Source organism: Fulvimarina endophytica, assembly GCF_003403015.1.
Classification (GTDB): Bacteria; Pseudomonadota; Alphaproteobacteria; order Rhizobiales; family Rhizobiaceae; genus Fulvimarina; species Fulvimarina endophytica.
The window spans coordinates 55,885-69,105 of record NZ_QURL01000009.1 but is presented as its reverse complement, the minus strand read 5'-3'; the positions used below and the strand labels follow the sequence as shown (position 1 = coordinate 69,105).

General features: G+C 67.7%; 12 protein-coding genes. 8 read left to right on the top strand and 4 right to left on the bottom strand.

The annotated features are described in order from the left end of the window. Positions 1-13: 13 nt before the first annotated feature. Positions 14-1,846, bottom strand: coding sequence for an ABC-F family ATP-binding cassette domain-containing protein (locus tag DYI37_RS17735; RefSeq protein ID WP_116684615.1), 1,833 nt, complete (start codon positions 1,844-1,846; stop codon positions 14-16). A 246-nt stretch (positions 1,847-2,092) separates the two neighbouring features. On the opposite strand from DYI37_RS17735, the gene DYI37_RS17730 reads away from it, so the two are divergent. The 6 genes from DYI37_RS17730 (at position 2,093) to DYI37_RS20065 (ending at position 5,976) form a co-directional block, all read left to right on the top strand. Then, positions 2,093-2,260 (top strand): DUF1328 domain-containing protein, encoded by a 168-nt coding sequence (locus tag DYI37_RS17730; protein WP_116684614.1) that lies wholly within the window; start codon positions 2,093-2,095, stop codon positions 2,258-2,260. A gap of 288 nt (positions 2,261-2,548) precedes the next feature. Next, complete coding sequence (locus tag DYI37_RS17725; protein ID WP_116684613.1) at positions 2,549-3,121, top strand: sigma-70 family RNA polymerase sigma factor; 573 nt, start codon at positions 2,549-2,551, stop codon at positions 3,119-3,121. Further along, positions 3,118-3,900 (top strand): anti-sigma factor, encoded by a 783-nt coding sequence (locus DYI37_RS17720; RefSeq protein WP_158555209.1) that lies wholly within the window; start codon positions 3,118-3,120, stop codon positions 3,898-3,900. Before DYI37_RS17725 ends, DYI37_RS17720 begins: the two co-directional genes overlap by 4 nt. A gap of 217 nt (positions 3,901-4,117) precedes the next feature. Beyond that, the gene (gene fucP, locus DYI37_RS17715; protein ID WP_116684611.1) at positions 4,118-5,422 is read left to right on the top strand and encodes an L-fucose:H+ symporter permease; all 1,305 of its coding nucleotides are present in this window, start codon (positions 4,118-4,120) and stop codon (positions 5,420-5,422) included. A gap of 176 nt (positions 5,423-5,598) precedes the next feature. After that, positions 5,599-5,739, top strand: coding sequence for a hypothetical protein (locus DYI37_RS20070; protein ID WP_158555208.1), 141 nt, complete (start codon positions 5,599-5,601; stop codon positions 5,737-5,739). A 93-nt stretch (positions 5,740-5,832) separates the two neighbouring features. Beyond that, complete coding sequence (locus DYI37_RS20065) at positions 5,833-5,976, top strand: hypothetical protein (protein WP_158555207.1); 144 nt, start codon at positions 5,833-5,835, stop codon at positions 5,974-5,976. A gap of 78 nt (positions 5,977-6,054) precedes the next feature. On the opposite strand, the gene DYI37_RS17710 is transcribed toward DYI37_RS20065, so the two are convergent. From DYI37_RS17710 to DYI37_RS17700, 3 genes are all read right to left on the bottom strand, one after another. After that, complete coding sequence (locus tag DYI37_RS17710; protein ID WP_116684610.1) at positions 6,055-6,819, bottom strand: SDR family NAD(P)-dependent oxidoreductase; 765 nt, start codon at positions 6,817-6,819, stop codon at positions 6,055-6,057. A gap of 140 nt (positions 6,820-6,959) precedes the next feature. Continuing rightward, complete coding sequence (locus DYI37_RS17705; protein WP_245413987.1) at positions 6,960-9,245, bottom strand: transglycosylase domain-containing protein; 2,286 nt, start codon at positions 9,243-9,245, stop codon at positions 6,960-6,962. 281 nt (positions 9,246-9,526) lie between these two features. Next, positions 9,527-10,066, bottom strand: a complete 540-nt coding sequence (locus DYI37_RS17700) for an O-acetyl-ADP-ribose deacetylase (protein ID WP_199520204.1) — start codon at positions 10,064-10,066, stop codon at positions 9,527-9,529. Between the two features lie 272 nt (positions 10,067-10,338). On the opposite strand from DYI37_RS17700, the gene DYI37_RS17695 reads away from it, so the two are divergent. Further along, positions 10,339-11,619 (top strand): DUF3422 family protein, encoded by a 1,281-nt coding sequence (locus DYI37_RS17695; protein WP_245413986.1) that lies wholly within the window; start codon positions 10,339-10,341, stop codon positions 11,617-11,619. A gap of 106 nt (positions 11,620-11,725) precedes the next feature. Next, positions 11,726-13,219 (top strand): FAD-linked oxidase C-terminal domain-containing protein, encoded by a 1,494-nt coding sequence (locus DYI37_RS17690; protein ID WP_116684608.1) that lies wholly within the window; start codon positions 11,726-11,728, stop codon positions 13,217-13,219. The last annotated feature ends 2 nt before the right edge of the window (positions 13,220-13,221 follow it).

Genomic DNA, 13,221 nt, shown 5'->3' with positions numbered 1-13,221 from the left:
GAGCGCGCGCCGCCTAGCCGCCCGCCAGCATTTCGAGTTCCAGCCACTCGTCCTCGGCCGCGGCGAGCGCCGCGCGATCGGTCTCGATCGCGGCGGCGAGCGCGTGAAACCGCTGCGGGTTCTTCGCAAACAGCGCGGGATCGGCCATCTCCGCCTCGGCCTTGGCGATCGAGGCCTCGAGCTTGGCGATCTGCTTGGGCAGGTTTTCGAGGGCGAATTTCTGCTTGAAGGAGAGCTTGCCGGCATTGGACGGCGCAGGCTTGGTGGCGGCGCCCGCCTTCGCTCCGCCGGTGCCGGCGGCACCGCCGGTCTCCTTGCGGGTGTTCGCCTCGGACGCCTTGCCGGCCTTCGCCGCGTCGCGCTTCTGGGCGAGCATGTCGGAATAGCCGCCCGCGAACTCGATCCAGCGGCCGTCGCCGGCCGGATTGACCACCGCCGTCACCGTGCGGTCGAGGAAGTCGCGGTCATGGCTGACGAGAAGGACCGTGCCGGGATAATTGGCGACGAGTTCCTCCAGGAGATCCAGCGTCTCCATGTCGAGATCGTTGGTCGGCTCGTCGAGGACGAGGAGGTTGGCGGGCGTCGCCAGCGTCTTGGCGAGAAGAAGCCGCGCGCGCTCGCCGCCCGACAGGTTGCCGACCGGCGTTCTCATCTGCTCGGGCTTGAACAGGAAATCCTTCAGATAACCGGCCACATGGCGCGGCGCGCCGTTCACCATCACCTGATCGCCCCGCCCGCCGGTGAGCGCGTCGGTCACGGTCTCCTCGTCCTTCAGCGCCGCCCGCTTCTGGTCGAGAAAGGCGAGATCGAGATTGGTGCCGCGCTTGATGCGGCCGGTATCGGGTTCGACCTCGCCGATCAGCATCTTCAGGAGCGTCGTCTTGCCGGCGCCGTTCGGGCCGACGAGCCCGATCCGGTCGCCGCGCGCGATACGGGTGGAGAAGTCCTGGACGAGGACGCGGTCCCCATAGGCCTTGGCGATGTCGACGGCCTCGATCACGAGCTTGCCGCTCTCCCGCGTCTCGCCCGCGCTCATCACCGCCTTGCCCTCGGCCCGGCGCGCATCGCGCCTGTCGCGGCGCAGCTGGTGCAGGCCTTCGAGCCGGCGCTGGTTGCGCGTGCGCCGCGCCGTCACGCCGTAGCGCAGCCAGTGCTCCTCGCGCACGATCTTGCGGTCGAGCTTCTGAAGGTCGCGCTCCTCTTCCTCGAGCAGCTTGTCGCGCCAGGCCTCGAAGCCCGCAAAGCCCTCGTCGAGCCGCTTGGCCGCGCCCCGGTCGAGCCAGACGGTCGCCCGCGTCACGGTTTCGAGGAAGCGGCGATCGTGGCTGATGGTGACGATGGCGCTCTTGATCTGGCCGAGTTCGCCTTCCAGCCATTCGATGGTCGGAAGGTCGAGATGGTTGGTCGGCTCGTCGAGCAGGATCACGTCCGGCTCGGGGGCGAGCGTTCGTGCGAGCGCGGCGCGCCGCGCCTCCCCGCCCGACAGATTGCCCGGCACCATGTCCTCCGTCAGGCCGAGCGCCATCAGGCACATGTCCACCCGGTAGGGATCGTCGGCCGGCCCCAGCCCCGAGCGCACATATTCGCCGACGCTCCCGAAGGTGCCGAAATCGGGCTCCTGCGGCAGATAGCGCAGCGTCGTGCCAGGCTTCAGGAACACCTCGCCGCCATCGGCCTCGATCTGCCCGGCGGCGATCTTCAGAAGGGTCGATTTGCCCGATCCGTTGCGCCCGACCAGGGCGATGCGATCGCCCGGCAGGACGTTCAGTTCGCAATCGGTGAGAAGCGGTGTGCCGCCGAAGGTGAGGCGCACGCCGGCAAGGCGGAGAAGCGGAGGAAGAGCCATGAGCGTCCCTTTAGACGCAGGCGCGCGCCGAAGAAAGAGCCGGCGCTCCGCCATCCGCGCACAAAGCCGCGGCCCCCCCGCCTCGGTCGGTCCCCGGAATCTGCGAAATCACGATTTCGTTGTCACGAAGGGATCGTTTGTCCGTGAAGGACGTTGATACCCATGAAATCACCGACGTCCTGACCGGAAGGGAATGCGGGCAGGTCACGCGCCGATGATCATGTCGTCTTCAAAAGGAGCAGGACCATGTTCGGTTGGGCCATCACATTTCTCATCATCGCGCTGATTGCAGCGGTTCTCGGCTTCGGCGGCATCGCCGGCACGGCCGTCGGCATCGCCAAGATCATCGCGGTGGTCGCGATCGTGCTGTTCATCGCATCGCTCATCTTCGGCCGGGGTCGCAGCAGGATCTGACGTTCGGATCCTGATCGTTCGATCAGCCGATTATCTTCAAGCGCCGGGTCCCGTTCTCAGACGGGGCCCGGCGCTTTCGTTTTGCATCCGACCCGCGAGGGCCGGCGCGGCAGGGCGTGGCGGGCTCGAGGCGAGGGTATGCCCCGCGAGGGGTCGCCGGCGCGGCGGCTCGCAACGCTCCCTTCGCTCGGGTCTCAAGCGGGCGCCCGAGGTGAGTTCCGCAGAAACCGCAAGCTTGACTTCCTTCCGGCAAGCCTGTTGGCCTTGTCGCAAGATGGAGGAGCTTCGATGGCAGGCAGTTCGGGACGCGAGGACGAGGACGGCCGCCATTATCTGGTCGAACGGCTGGCCCGGATCGCCGGCGGCGACAAATCCGCCTTGAAGGACCTCTACGACCGGACCCAGGCGAAGCTATTCGGCATCGCCCTGCGTATCTTGAACGACCGCAGGGAAGCCGAGGACGTTCTCCAGGACGTCTATCTTTCGGTCTGGATGAAGGCGGCCGATTTCGATCCGGGTCGCGCAAGTCCGATCACCTGGCTCGCGACGATCGCCCGCAACAGGTCGATCGACCGCGTCCGCCAGATCGGACGGCGCGACGAACGGGATATCGAGACCGCGCTCGACGTGCCCGACGACCAGCCCGACGCGTTCCAGGTGCTCACCGCCCGGGACGATCACGACCGCCTCGTGGCCTGTATCGGCGAACTGGACGAGCGGACGAGCCACGCGATCCGGACGGCGTTCTTCGCCGGGCGGACCTATCAGGAACTCGCCGATACCGCCGAGGTGCCGCTCGGCACCATGAAGAGCGTGATCAGGCGCGGCCTGATCAAGTTGAAAGGATGTCTCTCGCGATGAGCGACCTTCAGGATCGGTCGGAGGCCCCCGCGGACATGGCGGCCGAATATGCGCTCGGCGTCCTCACCGGGGCCGAGCGGCGCGAGGCCGAGCGGCGCATGCGCGAGGACGGCGGTTTCGCATCGAGCGTTCTGTGGTGGGAGAACCGCCTTGCGCCCCTCTTCGGCGCGATCCGGCCCGCCGAAGCCCCCGCCGATGTCTGGGAGCGGGTCAGCGAGGATATCGACCGCATCGCCAGGGTGAGCGCGACCTATCGCGGCACGCTTGCGAACCGCGCCGAACGCCCCGCCCCGGCCAGGGGTCTTGCCGGGGTCTCTCCCATCTGGCGCACGATCGCGGGGGCGAGCTCGCTTCTTGCCGTCGCCAGCCTCGCGGCGCTCGCGATCATGATCCCTCCGGGCGGACAGGGCCTCGGCACCGCGCCCCAGGCAACGCTTGCGGACGGCGCGCTCACCGCAAGCCTCGCCTCCGATACGGGCCTCGTCTACTTCACGGTGGTGGTCGATCTCGACAGCCGCACGGCGACGCTCGTGCCGGTCGACGGCATCGCGGAGGCCGGACGGGTTCCCGAACTCTGGCTGATCGAGAACGATGCCCCCGCGCCCCGTTCGCTGGGCGTCATCACCGGCGACCGGCCCTTGCGGGTCCGGCTCGATACGGGCGGGGAGGCCGCGAGCGCCGGCGCGACGCTCGCCATCTCGCTGGAGCCGGAAGGCGGCTCGCCGACGGGCAGCCCGACGGGACCGGTGGTCGCGAGCGGGTCGCTCGACCGGATCTGAGGCGGACCGGGGAACGGCGCGCCCCCTCCACGCAAGACCCACGCAGAGACTGTGCGGCGGGCGCCGCGCGCCCGTCCATGCCCCTTGCCTTTACTTTTTTGCGTCCCCTTGTGCCGACGCTAGGGCGCTCGTGCGCTACCTTTGCGATAGGCGGTGACGAAAACCTCATTCAACGAAGGCTTTCGGACGGCGATGCGATGCGGGAGGCGCGGCACAGATGAGGGACAGACCCCCATTCTTCTATCCGGGCATGACGGTGCCCTTCGTTCTCCTGGTGACGTGCTTCGCCGCCTGGGGCATCGCCGCGAACATGACCGATCCGCTGGTCAACGTGTTCTCGAAGATCTTTTCCATGAGCGCGCTGCAATCGGCCTTCGTGCAGTTCGCCTATTACGGGGCCTATTTCCTCCTGGCCCTGCCGGCCGCCTTCGTCACCCGGCGCTATTCCTACAAGACCGGCGTGCTTCTCGGCCTCGGCCTCGCCGCGGTCGGCGCCTTCATGTTCTATCCGGCGAGCCTTGCGATGTCCTTCGGGCCGTTCCTCGCCGCCCTCTTCGTCCTCGCCGCCGGTCTTTCCGTCCTGGAGACCTCGGCCAATCCCTTCGTCATCGCCATGGGGCCGGAGGCGAACGCCACCCGCCGCCTGAACTTCGCCCAGGCCTTCAACCCGGTCGGCACCAATATCGGCGTCTTCCTCGCCGCGACGCTGATCCTGCCGCAGCTGAATCCGGCGAGCGAGGCGGAGCGGGCCGCGATGGCGCCCGAGCAACTGGAACGCATCCAGCAAGCCGAACTCGGCGCCGTCATGACGCCCTATGTGGGCATGGCCTGCCTGCTCGTCGTGATCTGGATCGGCATCGCTCTGTCGAAGGTGCCGAGGACGCGGGACGAGGAAGAGGGCATCTCGGCCATCGATTTCGGGCCGACCCTCAAACGCCTCGCCGGCAACCCCCATTACCGGTTCGGCGTCATCGCCCAGTTCTTCAACGTCGCGGCCCAGACCTGCGCCTGGACCTTCACGATCCAGTACGCCCAGTCGGCGATCGGAGCGAGCGAGACGGAAGGCGGCGCCTGGCTTCAGGCGAGCCTCATCGTCTTCCTCGTCTCGCGCTTCGCCATGACCGTGATCCTCGCTTATGTCCGCCCCTCGGCCCTGCTCCTCGCAATGGCGCTTCTCGGCACCGGTCTCAGCCTCTATGCGGTGCTCGTTCCGGGGCTGTCGGGCGTCATCGCCGTCGTCGCCCTGTCGCTGTGCCTCTCGCTGATGTTCCCGACCATCTACGGCATCGCCCTCGAAGGGCTCGGCGAGGACACGAAGTTCGGCGCGGCGGGGCTCGTGATGGCGATCCTCGGCGGCGCGCTGCTGCCGCTCGTCCACGGCGCGATGATGGACGCCTACGGGGCGACCACCGCCTATGGGGTCCCGGCCGCCTGTTTCCTGGTCGTCGCAGCCTATGGCGCGTTCGATCTTGCCACCGATCGCCGGCGCCATCGCGACCGCCTTTCGCAACGAGAGGGCTGAACGGGCGGCGCAGTGTTCGGCAATGATTCCAAAACAGCAGTCTTTGGTGAAGGAATGATGAACGCCCCCATGCATTCCTGCATGGAAGCGTCCCGTTCGCCTGCATTGTTACGCAAGGGTCGAAGGGTCATATTGCATTGCAGCAAAGACCTTCATCGCTTGGCAGGAGAGACCCCATGCTGACGAGCTTCACCGCCCTCGACCACCGCAAGCTGGCGCATATCGACAAGGCCACCGGCAGCGTCGATCAGCTGGAAAAGACGCGTTTCAGCTTTTCCATGCTGCCCCACCGCATCGCCGCGCGCAACGCCCGCTGAGACTTCGAGAATGCGAGGCCTTCTTCGAGGCTTCACCAATGCAGACGCCGCAAGCGACACGCAGCGGCGAAAAGACCATCCGAAAGCAGTCCCATGTTTGCCAATATCCGCAACGCCACGTCCCGGACCTATGAAGGACGCAGCCGCGCGAAGGCCGTCCGCTTCGATCACGAAGCCGGCACCAATCCGTTCCGCCCGTCGCGCTTCCCCTCCCCCGCATCGCTTTTCGGACGCTGAGCGCTTCGAACAGGTGACGAGGGAGTTCGAACTGCTCTCCGACGCAGCTATCGCCGGCAAGACCGGCCGTAGCGAGCCTCAGATCGAGCCGGCCTCGACCATGTAATTGCTCGCCGTGCACATGGCGGCGTCGTCGGACGCCAGGAACAGCACCATCCGCGCCAGATAGACCGGATCGATGAGATCCGGCAGGCACTGGTTCTGACGGTGCCGCTCGAGCGATTGCGGCGTCGCCCACTTCTCCTTCTGCCGCTCGGTCATCACCCAGCCCGGAACCACCGTGTTGACGCGGATCCGGTGCGGTCCGAGATCGCGCGCGAAGGAGCGCGTCATGCCGTGGACGGCGGCCTTCGAGGTCGTATAGACCGGCATGCCGCCCGAAGCCTCCCACCAGCTGTTCGACCCCATATTGACGATGGAGCCCTTGCCGGCCTCGATCATTCCGGGCGCGACCGCCTGGATGGCGAAGAACATGTGCCTGAGGTTGGTGGCGATGCGCTCGTCGTAATAGGCGGGGGTCACATCGCGCCAGTCGTGCCGATCGTCCCGCGCCGCATTGTTGACGAGAACGCCGACAGGCCCGATGCGCGCGGCGAGCCTCTCGAAGGCCGGTCCGATCGCTTCGGCCTCGCGCAGATCGCAGAATTCGAAGGCGACCTCGGAGCCTTCGGACGACAGCTCCGCCGCAAGCCGCTCCCCGCCTTCCCGATCGAAATCCACGAAACCGACGCGGCTGCCTTGCGCGGCGAAGGCGCGCACGATCTCGGCGCCGATGCCCGAGGCACCGCCGGAAACGGCGACGCTCGCGCCCTTGAGGCTCGGATAGAGGGCGAATGCGGTCATGGGCCTGGGTCCTCGACTTCGAAGCGGCTTGGAGCGCCGGCCCGAACCGGACCGGACGCGTGAGCCGCCCCTTATGGTCGAAAGCCCTGGGGCCGGGCAATCCCCGCCGCGGGTGACGGCGGGGACGCCCTCAAGCGTCCTCACATGCCGAAAATGCTTTCGAGCAGGGTCGGATTGCGCACCCGGCCTTCGACCGAGACGCCCGGAGGCGGCGGCGAATCGTAGACCCGGCCGCGATTGTCGGCCGACTGGCGTGCCCCGCCGACGTTCTCCGGCGGCACCTGGCCGGCCGGGGCGTAGTAGGGGTCGCCCCCTTCGGCCATGGTCGGATCGTAATATTCCCCGCCCTGGCTGTCGGCGACGAGCGGCGCGCCCTGGGCGCCGATCTGGTAGTCGCCCGGCAGCGGCGTCGGCGGCAGGCCCTCATGCGCGGCGGTCATGAACTCCTTCCACGCCTCGGCCGGCAGGGAGCCGCCGGTGACCTTCTGCATCTTGGCGCCGTTGTCGTTGCCGAGCCAGACACCGGTCGTCAGATTGGCGGTGTAGCCGATGAACCAGGCATCCTTATAGTCGTTGGTGGTGCCGGTCTTGCCCGCCACCTGCCAGCCGTCGATCTCGGCCCTGCGGCCGGTGCCGGAACTGACCACACGCGTCAGCATGGCGTTCATCATGGCGACCGTGTCGGGATCGACGATGACCGGCGGGACCTCCGCGCCGCGCTCCCACAGGAGCTTGCCGCCCTCGGTGGTCACCCGGTTGATGAGATGGGGCTTGGCCTGGTAGCCGCCGTTTGCATAGGGCGTGAAGGCGTCCGTCAGTTCGAGCAGCGAGACCTCCGCGGTGCCGAGCGCGATCGAGGCGTTGTCGCCGATCTGCGACTTGATGCCCATGCGATTGGCCGTCTCGATCACCGAGGCCGGACCCACCGCCTCGATCAGCTGGGCCGCGATGGTGTTGAGGGAATTCTGAAGGGCGCTCGCGAGCGTCACCGGGCCGCGATAGCGGTTGTCGTAGTTCTGCGGCGTCCAGTTGCCGATCTTCACCGGCGCGTCGTCGAGCACGGTCTCCGGGCGCCATCCCTGTTCCATCGCCGTCTGGTAGACGAAGGGCTTGAAGGCCGAGCCCGGCTGGCGCCGCGCCTGGAAGGCGCGGTTGTACTGGCTCTTGGCGTAGTCGACGCCGCCGACGAGCGCGCGGATCGCCCCGGTGCCGTCGATCGAGACGAGGGCGCCCTGGGAGACGTTCTGGCGCGCGCCGTTGACCGTCTTCTTGATGACCTTCTCGGCCTCGCGTTCGAGATCGAGATCGATCGTGGTCTGGACGACCACGTCCTCCTTCACCTCGCCGATGAGCTCCTTGAGGTCGTTCATGACCACGTCGGCGGCGTAGTTCTCGGCGCCCGACCAGTAGCTCTTCGCCTTCACCGGCTCCTCGGCCTTGGCGGCGGCAAGCTCCGCATCGTCGATATAGCCTTCCTCGCGCATGGCCGTCAGAACCACGTCCGCGCGGGCCTTGGCGGCCTCTGCATCGCGGGCCGGCGAAAGACGCGAGGGCGCCTTCAGAAGGCCGGCCAGAAGCGCGGCCTCGTGCAGGTCCACATCGGCGGCGCTCTTGTTGAAATAGCGCCGCGAGGCGGCTTCCACGCCGGTCGCACCCGAACCGAAATAGACCCGGTTCAGATACATCTCCATGATCTGGTCCTTGGTGAACTTCTGCTCCAGCCAGAGCGAGAGGATCGCCTCCTGGATCTTGCGCTGGAACGACTGTTCGGGACTGAGGAAGACGTTCTTGGCGAGCTGCTGGGTGAGGGTCGAGCCACCCTGCACGGTCGAGCCCGCCTGATAGTTCTCGAAGGCGGCGCGGGCGATGCCCAGGGGATCGACGCCGAAATGGTCGTAGAAGCGGCGATCCTCGATCGCCATCACGGCCTGCGGGATATACGGGCTGATCTCGTCGAGGGCGACCTCGCGCCCGCCGGTGAGCCCGCGATTGGCGATCATCTCGCCGCCGACGGCGACGATCTTCACGTTTGGCGGGCGCTCCGGGATCGCCCAGGCCTCGCTCGGAAGCTTGACCGCGAAATAGCCGACGACCATCGCGACGCCGAGCCCGCCCCAGACGAGGAGCGTGAGGCAGGTTCTGAACACATGGCCGACGAAGCCGCGCCGGCGCCGCTTGCCGCCGCTGCCTCCCGAGCCACCGCCGGAGCCACCGCCCGGGCGGCCACGGCCGGAATTCGTCTTGCGGCCACCGAAGAAGGAGCGACGCTCTGCCTTTTCGGGCTTGGCCTTGCGGCCCCGGCTGTTGGCCGCCGTGGGAATGGCGCGATCGTCCGCCGTCACGCGGATCTCGTCCTCGCCGCGATCCTCAAATGCACCCTCAAAGCTCGGTTCGATCCGCTCTTGCCGTCTGGCCGCCATGGACATGGCCCCCGCTCGTCATTCGTTGCGCGATCGCGCATCCCGTTCGCGGCGCAGCTCGTGCCGCCATCCGCCGGGACCCAATGCGATCGCTTCCCCTCGTCCGCCCTCGCGGCGAACGGTTCGCCCGTCCGACGCGCCCCTTTTCAGGGCCGACGGATCCTTTCCAAACTTTAAATGCGGCGATTTAACGGGACCTGAACCAATTGTGGCAGTCTCGGACAGGCTTCGAACGCCGGCCGGCGCGAGCCTGGCGCACCGCCACCATCCGGAGCCCGCCGAGGAGGTCACGCCCTCAGGGCGGCTTCGAGGGTTTCTGCGTGGAGCGCCCGGTCGCCCTCGGAAAAGCAGCATAGGAGAATGCGGCCGGGAACCGCGCCACTGTCCGCCGCCCGCAAGCATTCGCGCACCGCGATGCGGGCCGCCCTCGCCTTCGGAAACCCGTAGACCCCGGTCGAGATCGCCGGAAAGGCGATCGAGGCGAGATCGTTCGCGCAGGCGAGTTCGAGGCTCGATCGATAGGCGGAGGCCAGCAGTTCGTCCTCGCCCGCCCCGCCGCCCCGCCAGAACGGCCCCACCGTATGGATCACGTGGCGCGCCGGCAGATCGAAGCCCGGCGTGATGCGCGCCTCGCCGGTCGGACATCCCCCGATCGCGCGGCAGGCTTCCAAGAGACGCGGCCCGGCGGCCCGGTGGATCGCCCCGTCGACGCCGCCTCCGCCCAGAAGGCTCTCATTCGCTGCATTCACGATCGCGTCCACCTCGAGCCGCGTGATGTCGCCGGTGACGACCTCGATCCTCGCACCATCGCGTTCGGCTCTCGTCATCATCCTCGGATCCTCGATCTCGTGCGTCTCGGGCTCGTGCGTTTCGGGCTCGTGCGTCTCGGCGCCATCGCGTCCCCCAGTGCGGCCGGCGCGGAACGGGACCCCGGTCCCGGCGGCGTCGCCTTCGGGTGGAGCGGGGCGGGCAAACCCGTACCCCCTCGGGTGGAAATTCGCCGCCCCGCCCCCAAAGCGCGGCCGCACGGCGCCAAACCCTTGGACTTCTCCCGCCGATACGAGATAACGCGAGAGGGGCGATATTGAAGGGACGGGGCATGAGCGACAGAACGCTGCGGGAGATGGGCCGCGACCGCTTCCCCGTCGATCCGAGACGGGCGAGCGTCCTCGGCGAGATCCATGCCCGCCCCTTCCCCCTTCTCAGCCTGCCGCGCGCGATCGTCACCATCGCCTTCATGACCGAGGACGGGGGCGAGCGCGACCGCGAGGTTCTCGCCGAACTCTCCCGCCGCCAGGGCGTGCCGCCGCCCGCGCTCGACGCGCGCACCCACGGCTTCGTCTTCGGCCAGGGACGGCTGCGCTGGGAACGCCATACCGAATTTTCGACCTATTCCTGGGACGGACCGGCGCCGGAGCGCTTCGGCCAGCCGGTCACGGGGCATCCCTTCGGCGCCGAGTTCGAGGCGCCCGGCCCGATGATGGCGGGCGTCCATATCGAGATCCGCCAGAAGAGCGCAAGCGACGAGGCGGCCCTGAAAAGCTTCGACCGGTCGAGCTATTGCTGTTCCAACATGGATGGCGGCCTTGCCATGGCCGCGACCGATTTCCGCCAGGACGCCGACGGCCTCACCCGCATGCTGGTCCTCAGCGACGGGCTGACGCCGGCGCGTGCGGGAGCGCTCGCCATGCGCCTCGTCGATCTGGAGGTCTACCGAACGCTCGCGCTTCTCGGCCTGCCCCTCGCCCACGATGTGGGCCCGGCGATCGAGGTGCTGGAAGGCCAGCTCGTCAAGATCACCGACGAGATGAAGGGCGGCAGCGAGGACAGCCGCGCGCTCCTGCAGGAGCTGACGCTCGCAGCCGCCGAGGTGGAGGCGACCGCCGCGCGGGTGCTCTACCGGTTCGGCGCGAGCCGGGCCTATGACGACATCGTGCGCGAGCGCCTCGCCGCCGTCGGCGAGCAGACGGTTCCCGGATCGGAAAGCTGGAGCGCCTTCCTCCAGCGGCGCATGGCGCCGGCCATGCGCACCTGCCTCTCCGTGGACCGGCGACTGGCGGTGCTGTCGGAGAAGCTCAGCCGGGCCGCCAATCTCCTGCGCACCCGCATCGACGTGGAGCTGGAACACCAGAACCGCGACCTCCTCTCCTCGATGGATCGCAGGGCCCGCCTCCAGCTTCGCCTGCAGCAGACCGTCGAGGGCCTCTCCGTGGCCGCGATCGGCTACTATGTGGTCGGCCTGTTCGGTTATGTGGCGAAGGCGCTGGAGAAGGAGGGCTTCCCCGTCTCGGCGACGATGCTGACGGCCGGCTTCGTGCCCGTCGCCCTTCTCGGCGTCTGGACGGTCGTCCGGCGCATCCGCCGCTCCCATACCGATTGATATACACGTTCCGGATAGACAGCCCGCCTGCGGTGTTTTGGCCGAGGTGGACGCACGCGGCCGGCCGTCTTAAGTTCTCGCATAAAGGACTGGGAGGTCTCGATTCATGTCCATCGCAATGCCGAAGCCGTCCGCGGCGGTCCTGTCGCGGCGAGAAGAAATCGTTTCGGCGCTGCGCGCGATCGTGCCCGGCGAAGGGGTGGTGGACGCGACCAACGAAATGCGCGTCTTCGAGAGCGACGGGCTCACCGCCTATCGCCAGCTGCCGCTCGTGGTCGTCCTGCCGCAGACCGTGAAACAGGTCTCCAAGGTCCTGAAATACTGCCACGCCAACGATATTCCGGTGGTGCCGCGCGGCGCGGGAACCTCCCTGTCGGGCGGCGCGCTGCCGCTCGAGGACGGCGTCCTGCTCGTCCTGTCGAAGTTCAACAAGGTTCTCGACGTCGACTTCGACAATCGCTGCGCCGTCGTCCAGCCCGGCGTCACCAATCTCGGCATCACCAAGGCCGTCGACCATAGAGGCTTCTACTACGCCCCCGATCCCTCCTCCCAGATCGCCTGCTCCATCGGCGGCAATATCGCGGAGAATTCCGGCGGCGTGCACTGCCTGAAATACGGACTGACCACCAACAACGTGCTCGGGCTCGAATTCGTCACTATGGAGGGCGAGATCGTGCGCATCGGCGGCAAGCATCTCGATGCCGACGGGGGCTACGACATGCTCGGCCTGATGACCGGCTCGGAGGGCCTGCTCGGGGTCGTCACGGAAGTGACCGTGCGCATCCTCCAGGCGCCCGAGACCGCCCGCGCCGTGCTGATCGGCTTTCCGACCTCCGAACAGGGCGGCGAATGCGTCGCCGCGATCATCGCCAGGGGCATCATTCCCGGCGGCATGGAGATGATGGATCGCCCGGCCATCCACGCGGCGGAGGATTTTGTCCTCGCAGGCTATCCGCGCGACGTGGAAGCGCTGCTGATCGTCGAGCTCGACGGCCCGAAGGCCGAGGTCGACCACCTGCTGTCGGCCGTCGAGACCATCGCGCGCGAGAACGGGGCGACCACCACGCGGGTCTCCCAGAGCGAGGAGGAGCGCGCCGCCTTCTGGGCCGGGCGCAAGGCCGCCTTCCCCGCCGTCGGCCGCATCTCGCCGGACTATTACTGCATGGACGGCACGATCCCGCGCAAGGAACTGCCGCGTGTCCTGGCCGGCATGAAGGAGATGGAGAAGAAATACGGCCTGAAGGTCGCCAATGTCTTCCATGCCGGTGACGGCAATCTCCATCCGCTCGTCCTCTACGACGCCAACAAGGGCGAACTGGAAAAGGCCGAGGAGTTCGGCAACGACATCCTGAGGCTGTGCGTGGAGGTCGGCGGCGTCCTGACGGGCGAGCACGGGGTGGGGGTCGAGAAACGCGACCTGATGCCGGAAATGTTCAGCGAGACCGATCTGAAGCACCAGCAGCGGGTCAAGTGCGCCTTCGACGCCAAGCACCTCCTCAATCCCGGCAAGGTGTTCCCGCAGCTCCATCGCTGCGCCGAACTCGGCCGCATGCATGTCCACAAGGGCGAGGTCGCCTTCCCCGACCTGCCGAGGTTCTGACG